The sequence below is a fragment of the Kitasatospora sp. NPDC094028 genome (assembly GCF_049543595.1).
GTDB lineage: Bacteria > Actinomycetota > Actinomycetes > Streptomycetales > Streptomycetaceae > Kitasatospora.
On record NZ_JBMVFA010000004.1, the window covers coordinates 157,191 to 179,212 of the forward strand.

The window sequence follows — 22,022 nt, forward strand, 5'->3', positions numbered from 1 at the left end:
CATCGAAAGTGAAGAAGTCCGGGATCGAAGACATCCTTCCCCTGTCTCCGTTGCAGCAGGGTTTCCTGTTCCACGCGATGTACGACGACTCGACGTCGGATGTCTACACCGTGCAGTTCGTGTTCGAGATCGAGGGCGACCTCGACGCGCGCACGCTCCAGGCCGCCGCCGCCGGTGTGCTGAAGCGGCACGCCAACCTGCGGGCCGGCTTCCGGGCGCGCAAGAACGGCGAGACCGTCCAGGTGATCCAGCGCCAGGTCGAGTTGCCGTGGACCGAGGTCGACCTCAGCGCGCTGGCCGGGGACGAGCAGGGCGCGGAGCTGCGCCGGGTGCTGGACCGGGAACGGACCGAGCCGTTCGACCTGGAGAAGCCGCCGCTGCTGCGGTTCACCCTGATCAGGCTCGCGGCGGACCGGTACCGCTTCGTCTTCACCAGCTACCACATCCTGCTGGACGGCTGGTCGGGCGCGGTGCTGCTGGGCGAGCTGTTCGAGCTGTACGGGCGGGGTGGCGACGACTCGGCGCTGCCGCGGGTGACCCCGTACCGCGAGTACCTGGCCTGGCTGGCCAAGCAGGACCGGGGCGCGGCCGAGGCCGCCTGGCGGCAGGCGCTCGACGGCCTGGAGGCCCCGACCCTGCTGGCGGCGCCCGATCCCGACCGGACCGCGATGACGCCGGAACGCCTCAAGGCGGTGCTCTCCGAGGAGCTGACCGCCGGGCTGACCCGCTGGGCCCGGAGCCAGGGCCTGACCGTGAACACCGTGGTCCAGGCCGTCTGGGCGGTCCTGGTCGGCTCGCTGACCGGGCAGGACGACGTGGTGTTCGGCACCACGGTCTCGGGGCGCTCGCCGGAGGTCCCCGGGATCGAGTCGATGGTGGGGCTGTTCATCAACACCCTGCCGGTCCGGGTGCGCCTGGACCCGGCCGAGACGATCGGCCGGCTGCTGAACCGCGTCCAGGCGGAGCAGACCCTCCTGATGGAGCACCAGCACCTGGGCCTCGCGGACATCCAGCGACTGGCCGGGACCGGGGGCGAGCTGTTCGACACGCTGCTGCTCTTCGAGAACTACCCGATCGACGCGGAGAGCCTGGAGAAGTCCGCCGGCACCCTCGGCATCGTCGGCATGGAGAACCGCGAGGGCACCCACTACCCGCTCAGCCTGACGGCCCACCTGGGCCACACGCTGAGGCTGGAGGTCGGCTACCGCCCCGACATCCTCGACCACGACGCGGCGCAGAACCTGGTCGGGCGCCTGCTGCGCCTGCTGGAGGACCTGATCGGCGCCGACGCCCTGCCGCTGGGCTCGGTCGACGTGCTGCTGCCGGCCGAGCGGCAGCGGGTGCTGGCCGACTGGAACGACACGGCGCGCGCGGTGCCGGCGGGGACGCTGGCGGGGCTGTTCGAGGCGCAGGTGGCGCGGACCCCGGACGCGGTGGCGCTGGTCTGCGGCGGTGCGTCGCTGACGTACGCGGAGCTGAACGCGCGGGCGAACCGGTTGGCGCGGGTGCTGGTGGAGCGGGGTGCCGGGCCGGAGGCGCTGGTGGCGCTGGCGCTGGCGCGGTCGGTGGACCTGATGGTCGCGCTGCTGGCGGTGGTGAAGTCCGGTGCCGGGTATCTGCCGGTGGATCCGGGGTACCCGGCGGACCGGATCGCCTTCATGCTGGAGGACGCGCGGCCGGTGCTGGTCGTGACCTCCGGTGATGTTCAGGGCGCGCTGGGGGACGCCGTCACGGCCGAGCGGGTGGTGCTGGACGACCCGGCGCTGGCCGACGTGCTGGCCGCGGCCTCGGACGCGGACCTGTCGGCCGGGGAGCGCCGGGGCGAACTGCTCCCGGGGAACCCCGCGTACGTGATCTACACCTCTGGTTCGACGGGCCGGCCCAAGGGCGTGGTGGTGTCGCAGCAGAGCGTGGTGGACTTCGCGGCCTGGGCCGCGCGCGAGTACGGCGCCGAGGGCCTGTCGCGGGTGCTCGCCACCACCTCGTTGAACTTCGACGTGTCGGTGTTCGAGATCTTCGGTCCGCTGCTCTGCGGCGGGTCGATCGAGCTGATGCGCGACGTGCTGGCGCTCCTGGAGGTCCCGGAAGGGCGGTGGAGCGGAAGCCTGATCAGCGCGGTGCCCTCGGCGCTGTCGTCGGTGCTGGCGCAGGGCGGAGTCGAGCTGTCCGCGGACTCGGTGGTGTTCTGCGGTGAGGCGCTGTCGGCGCAGACGGTGAACGCGACCCGGGCCGCGGTGCCGGGCGCCCGGGTGGCGAACATCTACGGGCCGACCGAGGCGACGGTCTACGCGACGACCTGGTTCACGGACGCGGACGCGGACGGGGTGCCGCCGATCGGGCGGCCGATGGAGAACACCCGGGCGTTCGTGCTGGACGAGTGGCTGCGTCCGGTGGCGCCGGGTGTCGCCGGTGAGCTGTACCTCGCGGGCTCGGGCCTGGCCCGGGGCTACCTCAACCGGTCCGCGCTGACCGCCGAGCGGTTCGTGGCGAACCCGTTCGGCGAGGCCGAGCGGATGTACCGCACGGGCGACGTCGTGCGCTGGTCCGCCGCGGGCGAGCTGGAGTACCTCGGCCGGGCCGACGACCAGGTCAAGGTGCGCGGCTTCCGCATCGAACTGGGCGAGATCGAGGCCGTGTTGGCGCGGCACCCCGCCGTCGACCAGGTCGCCGTGGTGGCCCGCGAGGACCGCCCGGGCGTCAAGCAGCTGGTCGGCTACGTCACCCCGGCCGGCCGCGCCGAGGACGTCGACGCCGACGAGCTGCGGGCCCACCTGGGCACCGCGCTGCCCGAGTACATGATCCCCACCGCGATCGTCACCCTGGAGGCCCTGCCCCTCACCTCCAACGGCAAGCTGCACCGCGCCGCCCTCCCCGCCCCCGAGTTCGCGTCCGCCGCCGGCGGTCGCACGCCGCGGACGGCCGTCGAGGAGACCCTGGCCGCGCTGTTCGCCGAGGTGCTGGGCCTGGAGTCGGTCGGCATCGACGACAGCTTCTTCGCGCTCGGCGGGGACAGCATCGTCTCGATCCAGCTGGTCAGCCGGGCCCGCAAGGCCGGGCTGGTGGTGACGCCCCGCCAGATCTTCCAGCACAAGACCGTCGCGGCACTCGCGGCCCTGCTGGAGGACGCGGCGCCGGCGAGCGCCGAGAGCCACGGCGACGACGACGCGGTCGGGGACCTGCCGCTGACGCCGATCATGCACTGGCTGCGCGAGCAGGGCGGGTCCATCGACTCCTTCAACCAGGCGATGATGTCGCCGGTGCCGGCCGGCCTGGACGAGGACCGGCTGCTGTCGGTGGTGCAGGCGGTGCTCGACCACCACGACGCGCTGCGGCTGCGGCTGGACCGCGGCGAAGGCGACGCCTGGTCGCTGCGCGTGCTGGCGCCGGGTGCCGTGCGCGCGGCCGACGTGGTGCGCCGGGTGGACGCGGCCGGGCTGTCCGGCGAGGCGTGGCGCGCGGAGATGGCTTCGCAGGCCCGGTCGGCGCAGGAGCGGCTGGCGCCCGGTGAGGCCCGGATGGTGCAGGTGGTCTGGTTCGACGCCGGCGCCCAGGGGGCGAGCCAACTCCTGGTCATGGTGCACCACCTGGTGGTGGACGGCGTGTCGTGGCGGATCCTGGTGCCGGACCTGATGGCGGCCTTCGAGGCGGTGGTGGCCGGTCGGGTGCCGGCGCTGGAGCCGGTGGGCACCTCGCTGCGCAGCTGGGCCTCGGGCCTGGTGGAATCGGCGCGGGACCCGCAGCGCGTCGCCGAGTTGGGCCTGTGGCAGGAGATCCTGGGCACCGCCGACCCGCTGCTGGGCGCGCGGGCGCTGGACCCGGCCCGGGACCTGTCCGGGGCCTCACGGGCGCTGTCGCTGACCCTGCCGACCGAGGTGGCCGGCCCGCTGCTGAGCCGGGTGCCGGCGGCCTTCCATGCGGGCGTCAACGACGTGCTGCTGACGGCCTTCGGCCTGGCGCTGGCCAACTGGCGCGAGCGCCGCGGCCTGGGCGACGGGTCCGCGGTGCTGGTGGACCTGGAGGGCCACGGCCGCGAGGACCTGGTGCCGGGCGCGGACGTGTCCCGCACCGTCGGCTGGTTCACCAGCCTCTTCCCGGTCCGCCTGGACCCGGGCGTGGAGCCCGGTGAGTGGGCCGAGGTGTGGGACGGCGGACCGGCGGTCGGCCGGGCGATCAAGGCCGTCAAGGAACAGCTGCGCGCGCTGCCGGACAAGGGCGCCGGCTTCGGCCTGCTGCGCTACCTCAACCCGGAGACCGCCGCCGCCCTCGCCGAACTCCCCACCCCGCAGGTCCTGTTCAACTACCTCGGCCGGATGGGCACGGGCTCGGGGCAGTCCTCCGACGGCGAGGCCCTGACCTCGGACACCCTGGACGGCGGCGTCGATCCGGCGCAGCCGATGGAACACGCGCTGTCCATGAACGCGGTGACCCAGGACCACGGCGACGGGCCGCGGCTGGTGGCCAACTGGGCGTGGGCGGGCGAGCTGTTCACCGAGGCCGAGATCGAGGACCTGGCGCAGACCTGGTTCCGGGCGCTGCGCGCCGTCGTGGCGCACGCGGAAGGTCCCCGGGCCGGCGGCTACACGCCGTCCGACCTCCCGTTGGTCGACCTGTCCCAGCGCGACATCGAGGCCCTGGAGGCCGGACAGCCCCAGCTGGCGGACGTCCTCCCGCTGGCACCGCTGCAGCAGGGGCTCCTGTTCCACGCGATGTTCGACAGCACGGCGTCGGACGTCTACACCGTGCAGAACGTCTTCGACATCGAGGGTGCCCTGGACACCGGGGCCCTGAAGCTGGCCGTGGCCGCCCTGCTGCGCCGGCACGCCAACCTGCGCTCGGCCTTCCGCCACCAGGGCTCCGGGGACGCCGTCCAGGTCGTCCCGCGGGAGATCGAACTGCCCTGGTACGAGGCCGACCTGAGCGGTCTCGGTGAGGCCGAGCGGGACACCGAGCTCAGCCGCTGGATGTACGAGGACCGCGCCCGCCGCTTCGACGTCGGCCGTCCGCCGCTGGTGCGGTTCGCGCTGATGACGCTCGGGCCGGACCGCTACCGCTTCGTGATGACCAACCACCACATCCTGCTGGACGGCTGGTCCCTGCCGGTGCTCGTCGGCGAGCTGTTCGAGCTCTACAAGAAGCGCGGCGACGACTCGGCACTGCCGCGGGTGGCCCCGTACCGCGACTACCTGGCCTGGCTGGCCAAGCAGGACCGCGGCGCGGCCGAGGCCGCCTGGCGGAAGGCGCTCGACGGCCTGGACGAGCCGACCCTGCTCGCCCCGGCCGACCCGGCCCGGCCGTCGGTGCTGCCCCAGCAGATCGTGCGGGAGCTGCCGCAGACCCTCGCCGAGGCCCTGCACGCGGGTGCGCGCCGGCACGGCGTGACCCTCAACACCCTGTTCCAGGCGGCCTGGGCGGTGGCCCTGGGCCAGCTGACCGGCCGGGACGACGTGGTGTTCGGCGCCACGGTGTCGGGGCGGCCGGCGGAGGTCGCGGGGATCGAGTCGATGGTGGGGCTGTTCATCAACACCCTGCCGGTCCGGGTCCGGCTGGACCCGGCCGAGCCCCTCGGGCACCTGCTGAGCCGGCTGCAGGACCAGCAGTCCGAGCTGATGGAGCACCAGTACCTCGGGCTGACCGACGTCGCGCAGCTGGCCGGGGTCGCGGGCGAACTCTTCGACACGCTCGTGGTGTTCGAGAACTACCCGATCGACCTGGAAGCGCTGGAGCGGTCGGTCGGCGACCTGGGCCTCACCCGCGGCGAGGGCGGTGGCGACGGTGCGCACTACCCGCTCACGCTGGCCGTGGCCTCGGTCGGCACCGCCACGAAGCTGCGCGCCGACTTCCGCCCCGACCTGTTCGACCGTGAGTGGGTGGACCGGACGGTCGCCCGCCTGGTGCGGCTGCTGGAGGCGTTCGCGGCCGACCCGCAGCTCCCGGTGGGCCGCCTCGACCTCCTCTCCGAGGACGAGCGCGGGCGCGTGCTGGTGGAGTGGAACGACACGGCGGTGACCGGGCCGGCCGGCTCGGTGGTGGAGCGGTTCGAGGCCCGGGTCGACCGGACGCCGGACGCGGTCGCCCTGATCTCGGGCGACGTCGCGCTCACGTACCGGGAGCTGGACGCGCGGGCGAACCGGCTGGCCGGCCTGCTGGCCGAGCACGGAGTGACGGCCGAGGCCCGGGTCGGGCTGCTGCTGGAGCGCTCGGCCGAGCTGGTGGTCGCGACCCTCGCGGTGCTGAAGGCCGGCGGCGTCTACGTGCCGCTGGACAGCCGGGCGCCCGCGTCGCGGCTGGAGCTGGTGATGCGCGAGACCGGGGCGGCGCTCCTGCTGACCGACCGGGCGTCGTCGGGCACGGCGTTCGAGCACGGCGCACGGGTCGTCGTGGTGGACGACGAGCCGCGGCTCGCCGATCTGCCGGACGGTCGCCCGGGGGTGCCCGTCGCGCCGGAGCAGCTGGCGTACGTGATGTTCACGTCCGGATCGACGGGCCTGCCCAAGGGCGTGGGCGTGGCACACCGGGAGGTGGTCGCGCTCGCCGGGGACCGCGCGTTCGCCGGCGGGGCGCACGAGCGGGTGCTGCTGCACTCGCCGCAGGCCTTCGACGCGTCCACCTACGAGCTGTGGGTGCCGCTGCTGTCGGGCGGCGCCGTGGTGGTGGCGCCGGCCAGGGACGTGGACCCGGCGGTGCTGGAGCGCGTCGTCTCCGAGCACGCGGTGACCGGCCTCTGGCTGACGGCCGGGCTGTTCCGCCTGGTGGCGGAGGAGGCGCCGGCCGCACTGCGGGGAGTGCGCGAGGTGTGGACCGGCGGCGACGTGGTCCCCGCGCAGGCGGTCCGCCAGGTGATGGACGCCTGCCCGCGGACCGTGGTGGTGGACGGCTACGGCCCGACCGAGACCACGACGTTCGCGACGACGTTCCGGATGGCGGACGCCTCGGGGGTGCCGGGTGTGGTGCCGATCGGACGGCCTCTGGACAACGTGCGGGCGTACGTGCTGGATCCGGCGCTGCGCCCGGTGGCCCCCGGCGTGGCCGGCGAGCTGTACGTGGCGGGCGCCGGCCTGGCGCGGGGCTACTGGGAGCGCCCGGGGCTGACCGCCGAGCGGTTCGTGGCCTGCCCGTTCGCCGCAGACGGTGCGCGGATGTACCGCACCGGCGACCTGGTGCGGTGGTCCCCGCAGGGGGATCTGGAGTACCTCGGCCGGGCCGACGACCAGGTGAAGGTACGCGGCTTCCGGATCGAGCTGGGCGAGATCGAGGCCGTCCTCGCCCTGGACGTCTCGGTGGGCCAGGTCGCGGTGGTCGTGCGCGAGGACCGGCCCGGCGACAAGCGGCTGGTGGCGTACGTGGTGCCGGCCGCTGGCGCCGAGGTGGACCCGGCGGCCCTGCGGGCCCGGGCCGCGGAGGTGCTGCCGGAGTACATGGTGCCCTCCGCGTCCGTGACCCTGGCGGCGCTGCCGCTGAGCGGGAACGGCAAGCTCGACCGCCGGGCGCTGCCCGCCCCGGACTACACCGGGGCGGCGGCCGGGCGCGCTCCGCGCACCGAGCGCGAGGAGGTGCTGTGCCGGCTGTTCGCCGAGGTCCTGGGCCTGGAGGCGGTCGGCATCGACGACAGCTTCTTCGAGCTGGGCGGGCACTCCCTGCTGGCCACCAAGCTGACCAGCCGGATCCGCACCGCGCTCGGGGTCGAGCTGGAGGTCCGCTCGCTGTTCGAGAGCCCGCGGGTGGCGGACCTGGCCGAGTGGCTCGACGCCGCGCAGGCGGGTCGGGAGGCGCTCACCGTGGTGAAGCGCCCGGACGAGATCCCGCTCTCCTTCGGCCAGCGCCGCCTGTGGTTCCTCAACCGGGTGGAGGGCGGCAGCGCGACCTACAACATGCCGCTGGGCCTGCGCCTGTTCGGCGAGCTGAACACCGGCGCGCTGGAGCTCGCGCTGGGCGACGTCGTCGCCCGGCACGAGACCCTGCGCACGGTCTTCCCCTCGCACGACGGCCGGCCCCGGCAGGCGGTCCTGGACACCGAGGTGGCACGCCCGCGCCTGTCGGTGGTCGAGGTCACGCCCGAGGACCTCGACACGGTGGTCCGCGAGGCCGCCGCGGAGGGCTTCGACCTGACGGAGCAGGTGCCCCTGCGGGCGCACCTCTTCGCGCTGGGCGAGACCGAGCACGTGCTGCTGATCGTCGTGCACCACATCGCCGGCGACGGCTGGTCCATGGCGCCCCTGGCCCGCGACCTGGGGGCCGCCTACCGGGCCCGCTGCGAGGGCGGGGCGCCGGAGTGGGCCCCGCTGCCGGTCCAGTACGTCGACTACACGCTGTGGCAGCAGCGGGTGCTGGGCAACGAGGACAGCCCGAACAGCGCCCTGTCCCAGCAGGCCGCGTACTGGCGCACCGCGCTCGGCGCGCTCCCCGAGGAGCTCGACCTGCCCACCGACCGGCCGCGCCCGGCGGTGATGAGCCACCGGGGGGACAGCGTCCCGGTCCACCTGTCGCCGCGGGCGCACGAGCTCCTGGCCGCGCTGGCCAGGGACACCCGGAGCAGCCTGTTCATGGTGGTCCAGGCCGGCCTGGTCGCGCTGCTGAACCGGCTGGGGGCCGGAACGGACATCCCGGTCGGCACCGTCGTCGCCGGCCGTACCGACGAGGCGCTGGACGACCTGGTCGGGTTCTTCGTCAACACGCTCGTGCTGCGCACGGACGTGTCCGACGACCCGACCTTCCGCGAGCTGGTCGGCCGGGTCCGGGAGACCGACCTGGAGGCCTTCGCCCACCAGGACATCCCGTTCGAGCGGCTGGTCGAGCTGCTGAACCCCGCCCGCTCCACCTCCCGCCACCCGCTGTTCCAGGTGATGCTGGCCTTCCAGAACAACTCGGAGGCCAGGGTCGAGCTGCCGGGCCTGGTGGCGGCCGGCCAGCCGGTCCACCTGCCGGCGGCGAAGTTCGACCTGTCGGTGTCGCTGGCGGAGCAGTTCACCCGGGACGGCGCGCCGGCCGGCATCCACGGCTCGATCGACTACGCCACCGACCTGTTCGACCGGGAGACGGCCGAACTGCTCGGTGCCCGGCTGATCCGCCTGCTGGAGGCGTTCGCGGCCGACCCCGGACTGACCGTCGGCACCGCGGACATCCTGTCGGCCCAGGAGCGGCAGCGCGTCCTGGCCGAGTGGAACGACACCGCGCGCGACGTGGCGCCGACGACGATCCCGGAGCTGTTCGCGGCCCGGGTCGACGCGGACCCCGGTGCGATCGCGCTGGTGCACGCGGACGGTGAGCTGTCGGCCGCCGAGCTCGACGCCCGGGCCAACCGCCTCGCCCACCACCTCGTCGGCCTGGGCATCGGCCCCGAGCACTTCGTGGCCCTGGCCCTGCCCAGGTCGGTGGACCTGGTGGTGAGCGCGCTCGCCGTGTGGAAGGCGGGCGCCGCCTACCTCCCGGTCGACCCGAACTACCCGGCCGAGCGCATCGCGTACATGCTGCAGGACGCCGAACCGGCCCTGGTGCTGACCGCCGCCGAGGTCGCCGGCGTCCTCCCGGAGGGGACGTCGCGGCTGGTCCTCGACGACCCGGCCGTGGTCGCGGAACTCGGGAACCGGCCCCAGGACGCGCCCCGGGCCGCCGCCCGGCTGCTGCACCCGGCCTACCTGATCTACACCTCGGGGTCGACCGGCCGGCCGAAGGGCGTCGTGGTCTCCCACCTCGGCATCGCCGCCCTGGTCGCCTTCCAGCGGGAACGGCTCTTCGTCGACGAGCGCAGCCGGGTGCTGCAATTCGCGTCGCCCAGCTTCGACGCGGCGTTCTTCGAGATGGCCATGGCGCTGTTCTCGGGCGGGGCCCTGGTGGTCCCCGGACCGGACGCCGTCCAGCCGGGCGACCCGCTGGCCGAGACGCTGGTCAAGCACCAGGTCACGCACATGGTCGTCCCGCCGGTGGTGCTGGCGGGGATGCCGCCGACCGACGACATGCTCCCCGGCGGGACCCTGATCGCGGCCGGCGAGGCGCTCTCCGGCGAGCTGGTCGCCCGGTGGTCGCCGGGCCGCCGGATGCTGAACGCGTACGGGCCGACCGAGTCGACGGTGTGCACCTCGATCAGCCGGCCGCTCACCGAGGCGGCGGCTCCGCCGATCGGCGTGCCGGTGGTGAACGGCCGGTCGTACGTGCTCGACGCCCGCCTGCAGCCGGCCCCGCCCGGGGTCGTGGGCGAGCTCTACGTCTCCGGTCCGGGCCTGGCCCGGGGCTACCTGAAGCGCCCGGGGCTGAGCGCGGAGCGCTTCGTCGCCGACCCGTTCGGCCCGGCCGGCGCCCGGATGTACCGGACGGGCGACCTGGCCCGCTGGCGCGCCGACGGCCAGCTGGACTACGTGGGCCGGGCCGACGACCAGGTCAAGGTCCGCGGCTTCCGGATCGAGCTGGGTGAGATCGAGGCGGTCCTGGCACGGCGCGAGGACGTCGGCCAGGTCGCGGTGATCGTCCGCGAGGACCGCCCGGGGAACAAGCAGCTGGTCGGCTACGTCGTCCCGACGCCCGGGCACGACATCGAGCCGATCGACCTGCGCGCCCACGTCGGCGCCAGGCTGCCGGAGTACATGGTCCCGGCCGCGATCGTCGTCCTGCCGGAGTTCCCGCAGACGCCGAACGGCAAGCTGGACCGCAAGGCGCTGCCGTCCCCGGACTTCTCCGACCGCCCGCTCGGGCGCGGGCCGCGCAACCCGCAGGAGGAGGTCCTCTGCGGCCTCTTCTCGGAGGTGCTCGGGGTCCGGTGGGTGAGCATCGACGACAGCTTCTTCGAGCTGGGCGGCGACAGCATCTCCACCCTCCAACTGGTCGGCCGCATCCGCTCGGTGCTCGGCGTCAAGCTGAGCAACGGCGCGATCTTCGACGCGCCGCGGATCGTCGACCTGGTCGAGCGGCTGGGCTCCTACGGCGACCAGGACGGGTTCGACGCCCTGCTGCCGATGCGCACCCAGGGCAGCCGGGCGCCGCTGTTCTGCGTGCACCCCGCCGGCGGTCTCGGCTGGCCCTACTCCGCGCTGCTGCGGCAGATCAGCCCCGACTTCCCGGTCTACGCGCTGCAGGCGCGCGGCTTCCGGGCGGGCGAGCAGCTGCCGGCCGACGTACCGGAGATGGCCGCCGACTACATCGGCCTGATGCGGTCGGTCCAGCCGGAGGGCCCGTACCACCTGCTGGGCTGGTCGCTCGGCGGCCTGGTCATCCACGAGATGGCCGCCCAACTGCAGGCCGCGGGCGAGCGGGTGGCGCTGATGGTGAACGTCGACCAGGTCCCGGTCGAGGAGGAGCACATGGAGGGCTTCAAGGCACCGGACGAGCAGAGCGTCCTCAAGTCCATCCTGGACTTCGTCGGCTTCGACATCGCCGAGCTGAACGGCGAGGACATCGACCACGCGAAGGCGATGGAGATCGTCCGCACCCGGGACAGCGCGCTGGCGAGCCTCACCGCGGAGCAGATCGACGGCGTCGCCAAGGTGACGGCCAACAACTTCCGCGTCGCCGGCGGGTTCAAGCCGACCCCCATCGACGGTGACCTCTTCATGCTGGTGTCCGGTGTCGAGGAGTCCGGGGAGGAGGGCAAGAGCCGGGCCGAGTGGTCCACCGGGAAGTGGCAGCCGAGCATCCGGGGGCAGATCCGGACCCGGCTGATCGACGCCGGGCACAACGCGATGATGGGCCCGACCTCGGGCCCGGAGATCGGCCGGGTGGTGAACGAGCTGCTGCTCGACCTCCAGTAACCGGGAGCGCGGCGGCGCCGCCGCGCCCGCGAGGAGAGGTGCGGCGGCGCCGCCGCGCCCCTCCTCGCGGCAGGTGCGGCCGCCCGTGCCCACCCGGGCCCCATCCGGCCCGGTGGGCGCCACGGGTGGCCGCACCTGCCAAAAGCGGGCCGTTCGTCCCACCGGACGGGATCCGGAATCCCGGATGAACCCGCCGCTTGGCAGTTAGCTGCACCGTTGCTTGTGGGGCGCGACGAGCCGCTGTTAGACAGGCATTTGGCCAGCTGGGTCGTGTTCCGGACACGGTGATCCAGGGTCTCCCGTTCGGCATCTCAACGGAATGAGTAGCGGTATGGAATTAGCTATTGAGGCAGAGGGACTTCGCAAGCGGTACCGCGATCATGAGGCGCTCGCCGGGGTCGACCTTTCCGTGGCCCCCGGCAAGGTGCTCGGGGTGCTCGGCCCGAACGGCGCCGGGAAGACCACCACCGTCCGGATCCTCGCCACGCTGCTCACCCCGGACGCCGGGCGGGCCACCGTGGCCGGCTTCGACGTGGCCACCCAGGCCAGGGAGGTCCGCAAGCGGATCGGCCTGACCGGCCAGTACGCGGCGGTCGACGAGCGGCTCACCGGCCGCGAGAACCTCGAACTGATCGGCACACTGCTGCACTTGGGCCGCGCGCAGGCCAAGGTGCGGGCCACCGAGCTGCTGGAGCAGTTCGAGCTCACCGACGCGGCGGGCCGGCTCACCAAGACCTACTCGGGCGGTATGCGCCGCCGGCTGGACCTCGCCGCGAGCCTGATCGCCAGGCCGCCGGTGGTCTTCCTCGACGAGCCGACCACCGGCCTGGACCTGACCAGCCGGCTCGGGCTCTGGCGGATGATCAGGCAGCAGGTCGCCGACGGCGTGACGGTGCTGCTGACCACCCAGTACCTGGAGGAGGCGGACCAGCTCGCCGACCGGATCGCCGTGATCGACAGCGGCCGGGTGATCGCGGACGGCGCGCCGGACGAGCTCAAGCGCAAGGTGGGCGGCGAGCGGCTGGAGGTCTCCGTCACCGATGCCGCCGACCTGCCGCTGGTGGTGAAGACGCTGGCCGCCGCCTCGACCGAGGAACCGAAGGTGGACGAGGACGACCGGCGGGTGTCGATACCGCTGACGGGCGGGATGCGGGCGATCGCCGGCGTGGCCGCCGAACTGGAGGCCGCGAGCGTGAGCGTGGAGGACTTCGCCGTCCGCCGTTCGTCCATGGACGACGTCTTCCTGTCCCTGACGGGGAACTCGTCCGCGGCGGACGACAAGAAGAAGGAGGAGGTGCAGGCATGAACGAGACCCTCAGCGACGCATGGGCCCTGACCGGCCGTCACATGCGCCACATCAAGCGGATGCCGGAACGGCTGCTCAGCCTGACGGTCCTTCCGGTGGCCTTCGTGGTGGTGTTCGGGTACCTCTTCGGCAGCGCGATGAGCGTGCCGGGTGGGGGGTCCTACCAGGAATACATCATGTCGGGCATCTTCGTTCAGGTGATGCTGGGCAACGTCTCCCTCACCGCCCTCGGCGTGGTGGCCGACCTGGAGAACGGGCTGGTGGACCGGTTCCGGTCGCTGCCGATCTCGCGGTCGGCGGTGCTGATCGGCCGGACGGTCTCCGACCTCGTGCTGGGGGCGTGGACCTGCCTCGTCATGGCCGTGGTCGGGTTCCTCATCGGCTGGCGCGTGCACAACGGCTTCTTCTCGACGCTGGGCGGCTTCGCCCTGCTGCTCATGCTGGGCTTCGGGCTGTCCTGGATCGGCGCCCTGCTCGGCCTGGCGCTGCGCAGCGTCGAGGCCGTGAACGCGCTGGGTGCCATGATCATGATGCCGCTGGCGTTCCTGTCCAACGCCTTCATCCCGCTCGACGGGCTCCCCTCCTGGCTCCGCACCATCGCCGAGTGGAACCCGGTGAGCGCCGTGGTCGCGGCCTCCCGGAGCCTGTTCGGCAACTCGCTCGGGACGTCCAGCACGGCGTTCCCGGCCCAGCACCCCGCCCCGCTCGCCGTGGGGTTCACCGTGATCCTGCTGGCCGTCGCGATCCCGCTGGCCGGCCGCGCCTACCAGAAGGTGGCCGCGCGCTGAGCCGCTGCTCCTGACCGCCCGTCCGCGGCGCGGTCGGCACCCCGTTCCACGACTTCGGCCCCCGGCCGGCTCGCCGAGCCGGCCGGGGGCCGAAGTCGTTCCACCGCCGAGGTCCCCGGCCGTCCGGCCGGGGACCTCGGTGTTCAACGGCGGCGGTGGCGGAGGTAGTAGTTGACGGTCACGGCGCCGAGCAGCGGGCCCCACAGGACCAGGGGCTGGTAGCAGACGCCGACGATGTCGCTCCACGGCCCCTCGAACGCCGGGCGGTGCTCGACGTTCCACCAGGTCAGGAATCCGCTCCACAGGACGGTGAGGGCGATCGCGCCGAGGCCGGCCGGGATCACGGCGGCGAGCGGGTGGACCCGGCGGCCGCCGATGAACGGGATCCAGCGCGGCACCACCTCGCCCCAGGGCCGGACCAGACCGAGCGTCAGCAGGGCCAGTGCTTCGCAGACCACGCTGAGCCCGGCCACGTAGACGATGCCGATGCCGGGGATGTGGAAGTCGTGGCGGAGCACCTCGTCGCTGTAGCCCACCGGGAGGCCGCAGGCCATCGCGATCCGCCACAGCCCGGAGGGAAGGTTGACGAGGACCGCGGCGTGCGCGCAGCGGACCGCCCAACGGGGCGCCGGGACAGGAGCGTTCGGGGCAATGGTCATGCTTCCATGATCGCCGCCGGACGGCCGCGGCAAGTCCTCCCTACGGGTCGGAGGCCTCCTCCTGTGGGGGGAGTGCGGGAGCTGACGCCTCGTTCGCAAGCCTGGTGGGGCGCGTGTGCTCCGTCACACCCGCCCGGACCGGCTCACGAGGAGCGCAGCGCCCGGGCGATCAGTTCGGCCAGGTGCAGGGCCTGGCGGCCGTCCGCGAGTTGGGCGATCTGGGTGCGGCAGCTGAAGCCGTCCGCCAGGACCACGGTGCCGGGCGCGGCGGCACGGACCGCGGGCAGCAGGACGCGTTCGGCGATCGTCCGGGACACCTCGAAGTGGCCCCGCTCGAAGCCGAAGTTCCCGGCCAGGCCGCAACACCCGGCGGGCAGCACCCGGTTGTGCAGGCCGAGGCGGGCCTCGACCCGGCGGTCGGCGTCGCTGCCGAGCACCGCGTGCTGGTGGCAGTGGGTCTGGGTGACGGCGTCCAGCGGGACGCGCGGGAGCGGGGCGTCCGGGGCGTACTCGTCGAGGAACTCGGCGAAGGTGCGGGTGCGTCGCGCGAGCGGGCGGCCGTCCGGGCCGAGCAGCCGGGGCAGATCCTCGCGCAGGGTGGCGGTGCAGCTCGGGTCCAGGCCGATGACGGGGGTGTCGGCCGGCAGCCCGGCCGCCGCCAGTGCGCCCAGGCTGCGCCGCAACACCCTTCGGGCGGTGCCGAGTTGGCCGGTGGAGTACCAGGTGAGGCCGCAGCAGACCGGGCCGGCCGGCAGCCGGACGTCGAAGCCCAGGTGCTCCAGCACCTCGACGGCGGCGCGGGCCACCCCGGGCTGGAGCAGGTCGGAGAAGGTGTCCGGCCACAGCAGCACCGGCCGGGCGCCCGCCGGGGCCGGCCGCGTGGCGCGCCGGCGCCGGTACCAGCGGGTGAAGGTCTCGGCCGGGAACACCGGCAGCACCCGGCGCCGGTCGATCCCGCCGAGCAGCTTGACCAGCGCGCCGGCCCGGGAGCGGGCCACCGCGTTGGCGGCGCCCGGCGCGAGCGCGACGGCCCGCAGCCACAGCGGCAGCCAGCCCATCGAGTAGTGGGAGAGCGGGCGTGGCCGGTGCCGGTGGTGCTGGTACAGGAACTCGGCCTTGTAGGTCGCCATGTCGACGTGCACCGGGCAGTCGCTCGCGCAGCCCTTGCAGCTCAGGCAGAGGTCCAGCGCCTCCGCGACCTCCTTCGAGCGCCAGCCGTCCGTGACGACTTCGCCGCGCAGCAGCTCGGCGAGCAGCCGGGCCCGGCCGCGGGTGGAGTGCCGCTCCTCGCCGGTGGCCTGGTAGCTGGGGCACATCACCCCGCTGTCCGGGGCCACGCACTTGGCCACGCCCACGCAGCGGTGCACCGCCCTGGCGAGGCTGCCGCCGTCCTGCTCGTACGGCAGGGCGAGCGGCAGCGGGCGGCGCGGGGAGGTGACGAAGCGCAGGTCGGTGTCGAGCGGGCGCGGGTCGACCAGGGCGCCCGGGTTGAGCAGGTTCCCCTCGTCCCAGATCCGCTTGAACTCGCCGAACAGAGCGATGACTTCGGGCGGGTACATGCGCGGCAGCAGCTCGGCGCGGGCCTGTCCGTCGCCGTGCTCGCCGGAGAGCGATCCGCCGTAGGAGGCGACCAGGTCGGCGGCCTGTTCCAGGAACTCCCGGAAGACCAGGACCCCGGTCGGCTGGTCCAGCGGGAAGTCGATCCGCAGGTGCACGCAGCCGTCGCCGAAGTGCCCGTACGGGACGCCGCGCAGGCTGTGCCGGCGCAGCAGGCCGCGCAGGTCCCGCAGGTAGTCGCCGAGCCGCTCGGGCGGGACGGCGGAGTCCTCCCAGCCGGGCCACGCCTCGCCGCCCCCGGGCAGCCGGGTGACGATGCCCGCGCCGGCCTCCCGGACGGCCCACAGCTGGCGCTGCTCCTCCGGGTCGGTGACCAGCGCGACGGTGGCGGAGCGTTCGCGGCGCACCGCGTCGGCGAGCGCGCGGGCGGCCTGGTAGGCGGCCAGCGGGGTGTCGCCGCCGGTCTCCAGGAACAGCCAGCACTCGCCGGCGGGCAGCCGGTCGAGGGCGCGCGGGCGCGGGCCGGCCGCGAGCAGGGCGGCGATCAGGTCGGCGGCCATGCCCTCGGCGGTCAGCGGGCGGTGCGGCAGCAGGTCGGGGACGGCGTCGGCGGCGGCGCCCTCGTCGGGGTAGCCGGCCACCACGAGGGCGCGGGCGGGCGGCTCCTCGACCAGCCGGACGGTGGCGCCGAGCAGCACCGCGCAGGTGCCCTCGGTGCCGGTGAGTGCCCGGGCGAGGTGGTGGCCGTGCTCGGGCAGCAGTGCGTCCAGCGGGTAGCCGGAGGTGCGGCGGGGCAGTCGGGGCATGCCCTGGCGGATCGTGGCGAGGTTGCGGTCGGTGAACTCCTGCAGCCGGGTGTGGAGTCGGCCGACCGGGCCGGGCAGGTCGCGGAGCGCGGCGCGCTCGGCGGCGGTGAGCGGGCCGCCCACGGTCAGCTCGGTGCCGTCGGCGAGCAGCAGCTCCAGCCGTTCGACGTTGTCGGAGGTGCGGCCCCAGGCGAGCGAGCGCGAGCCGCAGGAGTCGTTGCCGATCATGCCGCCGAGGGTGCAGCGGCTGTGGGTGGACGGGTCCGGCCCGAAGCGCAGCCCGTACGGGCGGGCGGCGCGCTGCAGGTCGTCCAGCACGGTGCCGGGCTGGACGCGCGCGGTGCGGGCCTCCGGGTCGACGGCCAGCACGGCGCCCAGGTGGCGGCGGAAGTCCAGCACCACCGCGCCGGGGCCGATCGCCTGCCCGCCGATGCTGGTGCCGGAGCCGCGGAGCACCACCGGCGCGCCGTACCGGCGGCACAGCGCCACCGCGGTGCGCACGTCGTCCAGGTCGGCGGGTTTGACCACGCCGAGCGGCGGGTGCCGGTAGTTCGAGGCGTCGTGGCCGTAGACGGCCCGCTCGGCCGTGCCGAAGCGGACCTCGCCGCGCAGCACGGCGGCCAGCTCGCGGGCCAACTCGCCCCCGGGGGCGGCGTTCGGACGGCTCACCAGGACCTCCAGGGCGTCGGCGACGGCCTCCCGAGCATGGCAGCCGGGGCGCCCTCCGGGTACCTGGCACGACGGGGGTACCGCCGAGGGGGTGTCGTGTGGCACCCTCAGCCGATGTGATCATCGACTCCGCGGCCGGGGACCCGGCCGGCCCCGACGCCTACCTCGCCCGGCTCCCGATCGGCGAGCCGCTGCCCGTCCCGGCGGACGGCGCGCCGTCCTGGGAGATCTTCCCGTACGACGGCGAACTGACCGTCCGTGAGCTGCGCGCGCCCGAGCTGCCCGAGCCGCCCCGGCACGGCGAGGACGGCCCGGAGAGCTGCCGGGACTGCGCCCGCCCCGACGCGGACTTCCTGTGGACCGACGAGCACTGGCGGCTCGCCGCCTACGAGCCGAACGGCCTGTCGGCCACGCTGCTCCTGTGGCCGCGCGCCCACCACGACCTGCGGGACCTGCCGGTCGAACGCGCCGCCGAGATCGGCCCGATGCTCCAGCGGGTGGAGCGGGCGGTGGTGTCGCTCGGCGGCGTCGGCCGCGTCCACGTGAACCGCTGGGGCGACGGCGCCGCGCACCTGCACCTGTGGCTGATCGCCCGGCCCGCCGGGATGGGCCAGCTGCGCGGCTCGACGCTGCCGCTGTGGATGGACGTGCTGCCGGCGCTGCCCGCCGAGGTGCAGCGCGAGCGGGACCACCGGATCGCCGTCGCGATGGCGGCGGACGGCGGCACCGCGCACCGCTGAGCCGTCACTTCCGCCCGGTGAGCGTGCCGCGGGCGATGTGGGAGAGCTTCGCGACCTCGAACGCCGGGTAGGCGCCGCCGGCCAGCAGGGCGAACTTGATGCCCTCGCGCCCGCCCGGCCTGCGGTGGCCGGGCGGCAGGAAGCGGCGGTGGTGCTCGGCGGCGCGGTGGAAGAACTGCGGCCGCTCGGCCCGGGTGACGCAGCCGGCCAGGTCGAAGACGAACAGGTAGTGCCGGATCATCCGGACGAACAGGGCGTCGCGCACCGCGTACAGGTGCGGCTGGTCGGTGAGCAGCGCGAAGCTGCGCTCGTACTGCTCGAACAGGTCGAAGACGCTGCTGCCCGGGCCGCTCGCCGGGTGGACGGTCTCCCGGCGGCGCAGCTGGACGCACTCGCGCGGCAGCACGGCGGCCTTGCGGGCGCCGGCCAGCGCGGCGTGCACGACCGGGACCTCCTCGTAGCGGCCGTCCGGGAAGGTCAGCGCCAGCTCCTCCCAGTGGCCGCGGCGGATCAGGCGGTCCCAGATCAGCGGCGGCGCGCCGAACAGCTCGGGCCGGTCGAAGGGCTCGAACGGGTCGGGGCCGACCTCGGCGAGCAGGGCCTCGGCCCCGCCGGGCCAGATCCGGTCGTTGTGCTGCCGGGAGTGGCCGAACAGCAGGACGTCCAGCGGGCCGGTCGCCCGGAGCCGGTCGGCGAGGGACTGCAGCGCGTCCTGGGGGACCAGGTGGTCGGCGTCCAGGAACAGCAGGTACTCGCCGCGCGCCCGGGCCGCCCCCGCGTTGCGGCTCACCCCGACCCCGACCGCCGCGTTCAGCCGCAGCACCGACACCCGGGGGTGGCGCGCCGCGTAGGCGTCGGCGAGGTCGCCGGCGGACTCGGGCGAGCGGTCGGCGACCACGATCACCTCGACCTCGGCCAGGGACTGCGCGAGCAGCGAGTCCAGGCAGGCGGCGAGCTGTTCGTGCGGGTCGTAGGCGGGGACGACGACGCTGATCAGGGGTGAGGGCATGACGCCGGAGCGTAAGAGGGAGCGCGAACCGTGGCAAAGCCTTGACGCGGGGTAATTGCTGGCAATTCCTGGCAAATCGTACGACCGTGCGCCATATCTTCACGTCGCCTTTGCCGGACCGTGTCCACGCCGTGCGCGCACGACCCGTGTGCGCCGCCGGGCGGGCGGCGCGGATCCGGCCGCGGGCCGGGACGCGCCGGGGCCCGCGACGCACGGGTGCGTCGCGGGCCCGGGGAGGCGCTGCGGGCCGGTTTAGTACCAGTGGTGGGCCTGCCAGAACGACCACGCGGCGCACGGGCTGCCGTAGCGGGAGTTCATGTAGTCGAGGCCCCACTTGATCTGGGTGGCCGGGTTGGTGCGCCAGTCGGCGCCGGCGGAGGCCATCTTCGAGCCGGGCAGGGCCTGGACCAGGCCGTAGGCGCCGGAGGAGGCGTTGACGGCGAGCGGGTTCCAGCTGCTCTCGTGGAAGACGATGTTGCTGAAGCACTGCAGCTGGCCGGCCGGGACGATCTGGGCGGCGATCTGCTGCGGGGTGCCGGAGAAGTCCGGGGTGCCGGGGGTGGTCTGAGCGGCCAGGTTCCGGCGCTCCTGGGAGCGGGAGGCGGCGGCGTCGGCGTCCGCCTTGGCCTTGGCGTCGGCCTGGGCCTTCGCGTCGGCCTCGGCCTGCGCGGCCTGCGCGGCGGCGTCCGCCTGGGCCTTCGCCTGGGCCGCCTGCGCGTCCTGGGCGGCCTGCTGGGCGGCGGCAGCGGCAGCGGTGTCGGCCGTGGCCTGGTCGGCGGCCGGCTTGCCGTCCACCGAGACGGCGGCCACGGGGGCGGCGTCGGCGGTGGTGTTCCCGGCCTGCGGGATGGCGAGGGCGGCCGTGGCGGCGCTCGCGACCACGAGGGTGGCGATGCCGGTGATCAGGGAGTTGCGGCGGGCATGGCTGAGCTGCATGGAGCGGTCGATCCTTTTCCGTCGTGGGCCGGCCTGGCCGGCGGGCCGTCCGGCGCCGTGCCGGTGGCACCGGGCGCGGGGCATCGCGCGGGCTCCGGGTGAGCGGGGCCCGCGCGGCCGTCCGGGACGGCCTTGGCGCCCCGGCGACCGGCGGCGGGGCGGGCGGGCTGCGCGGCGGGTCGGGCCGACCGCGCTGCCTGGCGACGGACCATTCTTGGCAGGCCCCGGAACGCGCCGCAAAGACGCTCGCTACTACGGCGGATCGTGGTCGTCGGGCTCCCGCGCGACGGCCTGTGAGGTGCTTTGTGGTGAAATGTCCGACTTGCGCATCCGGGGTTCGCGGCCGGGCGGCACCGGCCGGATCGGAGGCCGGTACGGGCGGTGGCCTGGCTTCTTCAGGCCCGGCGCGACCGCACGGCGCCGGGCCGGGGTCCGCCCGGGGCGGCTGGACGGCGCCCGGCCGCGGCTCGTCCACTATCGGGAGCAGTAGACGGCCGGGGCCCTGTGCGCGGCCTCACACGTTTCACCGAGGGACTTCGGCGCAGCGTGACCGGGCGGTCACCGTCGCGGGGCGCTCAGCCGGTGCGGTCGGTGATCAGGTCGCACAGCGAGGCGAGGGTCGGGGCGGCCGGCCCCGGCGGCAGCTCGGCCAGCGCGGCCCGGGCGCGGTCGAGGTGGTCGGTGAGCACGGCCCGGGCCTGGTCCAGGGCGGGGGAGGAGCGGAGCAGGTCGAGGGCCCGCCCGCGCAGCGATTCGTCGCCCAGGGCGCCGTCCTCCAGCAGCTCGCGCAGTTCGGCGCCCTCCGGGCTGGTGTCGTTGAGGGCGAAGATGACGGGCAGCGTCGGGATGCCGAGCGCGAGGTCGGTGCCGGGCTGCTTGCCGGACTGGCTGCGCTCCGAGGTGATGTCGAGCAGGTCGTCGGAGATCTGGAAGGCGGTGCCCAGGTACTCGCCGAACTCGGCGAGGGCCAGCTCGGTCGAGAGCGGCGCGCCGGCCTGGCGGGCGCCGAGGCGCACCGAGGCGGAGATCAGCGAGCCGGACTTGTCGGCGATCACCGCGAAGTAGTGGTCGGGCTGGTCGTCGGGGCCGGCCGGGCCGGACAGCTCGCGCAGCTGGCCGCGGACCAGCCGGTTGGCGGTGTCCGCGTAGAGCCGCAGGGCGCCGTCGCCGAGCCCGGCGGCGAGCTTGGCGATCCGGGCGAGCAGCCGGTCGCCGGTGAGGACGGCGATGGTGTTGCCCCAGCGGGCGTTCACGCTCGGGGCGCCGTGCCGGGTCGGGGCCGCGTCCATCACGTCGTCGTGGTGCAGCGAGGCGACGTGGACCAGCTCGGTGATGACGGCGGCGTCGACGATGCCGTCCGCCGCCGGATCGCCGAACTCGGCGCCCAGCAGGGCGAGGAGCGGCCGCATCCGCTTGCCGCCGGCGGCGACCAGGTGGCTGGTCGCGTCCGCGGCCGGGGCGGTGCCGTCGCCGTGGGTGCACTCCAGCAGGCGCTGCTCGACCTCGTCGAGGCGGCGGCGCAGCCGAGCCTCCAGCTCCGGGTCGGCGATCGTGATCACGTCTACCAGGCGGTCCGGCTGCTGCACTGAACGGCCTTGCGGCGGTACGGACTTGGCGTCGCCTGTGGTGAGGCTGGTCATCGGGCCCTCCCGCCGGTCCGGGTGCTCGTGCCCGGCGTGTTCGTGGTTCTGTGCGCGGGCGCTCGCCACCCCGCTCTCCGACCCTACGGACGGCCGGGGCGCCGTTCGGACGAGTCTGTTCGATTGGCAGGAAGGTGACGACAGCGTCGTTCACTTGGCAGCCGGCTGCCGCAATCC

9 protein-coding genes are annotated in these 22,022 nt (G+C 74.4%); 4 read left to right on the forward strand and 5 right to left on the reverse strand.

The genetic code is table 11. The features are described from left to right. The first annotated feature begins 8 nt into the window (after window positions 1–8). The 3 genes from ACPC54_RS08675 to ACPC54_RS08685 all read left to right on the forward strand — a co-directional run bounded on the left by ACPC54_RS08675 (window position 9) and on the right by ACPC54_RS08685 (window position 13,829). The gene (locus ACPC54_RS08675; protein WP_498962691.1) at window positions 9–11,735 is read left to right on the forward strand and encodes an amino acid adenylation domain-containing protein; all 11,727 of its coding nucleotides are present in this window, start codon (window positions 9–11) and stop codon (window positions 11,733–11,735) included. Between the two features lie 331 nt (window positions 11,736–12,066). Further along, complete coding sequence (locus ACPC54_RS08680) at window positions 12,067–13,041, forward strand: ATP-binding cassette domain-containing protein (RefSeq protein WP_498962693.1); 975 nt, start codon at window positions 12,067–12,069, stop codon at window positions 13,039–13,041. Beyond that, complete coding sequence (locus tag ACPC54_RS08685) at window positions 13,038–13,829, forward strand: ABC transporter permease (RefSeq protein WP_498962695.1); 792 nt, start codon at window positions 13,038–13,040, stop codon at window positions 13,827–13,829. Before ACPC54_RS08680 ends, ACPC54_RS08685 begins: the two co-directional genes overlap by 4 nt. Before the next feature lie 143 nt (window positions 13,830–13,972). On the opposite strand, the gene ACPC54_RS08690 is transcribed toward ACPC54_RS08685, so the two are convergent. Beyond that, window positions 13,973–14,488: a hypothetical protein gene (locus ACPC54_RS08690; protein ID WP_498962697.1), complete on the reverse strand. Its 516-nt coding sequence runs from the start codon at window positions 14,486–14,488 to the stop codon at window positions 13,973–13,975. Between the two features lie 143 nt (window positions 14,489–14,631). After that, entirely contained in the window at window positions 14,632–17,520 is a 2,889-nt protein-coding gene (locus tag ACPC54_RS08695; RefSeq protein WP_498962699.1) for an FAD-binding and (Fe-S)-binding domain-containing protein, read from the reverse strand. Between the two features lie 116 nt (window positions 17,521–17,636). Here ACPC54_RS08695 and ACPC54_RS08700 point away from each other — a divergent pair, with 116 nt between their 5' ends. Continuing rightward, window positions 17,637–18,260 (forward strand): HIT family protein, encoded by a 624-nt coding sequence (locus ACPC54_RS08700; protein WP_498962701.1) that lies wholly within the window; start codon window positions 17,637–17,639, stop codon window positions 18,258–18,260. Window positions 18,261–18,264: 4 nt separating this feature from the next. Here the strand turns inward: ACPC54_RS08700 and ACPC54_RS08705 are convergent, their stop codons facing one another. The 3 genes from ACPC54_RS08705 to ACPC54_RS08715 form a co-directional block, all read right to left on the reverse strand. Continuing rightward, window positions 18,265–19,269 (reverse strand): glycosyltransferase family 2 protein, encoded by a 1,005-nt coding sequence (locus tag ACPC54_RS08705; RefSeq protein WP_498962703.1) that lies wholly within the window; start codon window positions 19,267–19,269, stop codon window positions 18,265–18,267. Window positions 19,270–19,521: 252 nt separating this feature from the next. Beyond that, the gene (locus ACPC54_RS08710) at window positions 19,522–20,205 is read right to left on the reverse strand and encodes an aggregation-promoting factor C-terminal-like domain-containing protein (RefSeq protein WP_498962705.1); all 684 of its coding nucleotides are present in this window, start codon (window positions 20,203–20,205) and stop codon (window positions 19,522–19,524) included. 575 nt (window positions 20,206–20,780) lie between these two features. Then, entirely contained in the window at window positions 20,781–21,845 is a 1,065-nt protein-coding gene (locus tag ACPC54_RS08715; RefSeq protein ID WP_498962707.1) for a polyprenyl synthetase family protein, read from the reverse strand. Between the last annotated feature and the right edge of the window lie 177 nt (window positions 21,846–22,022).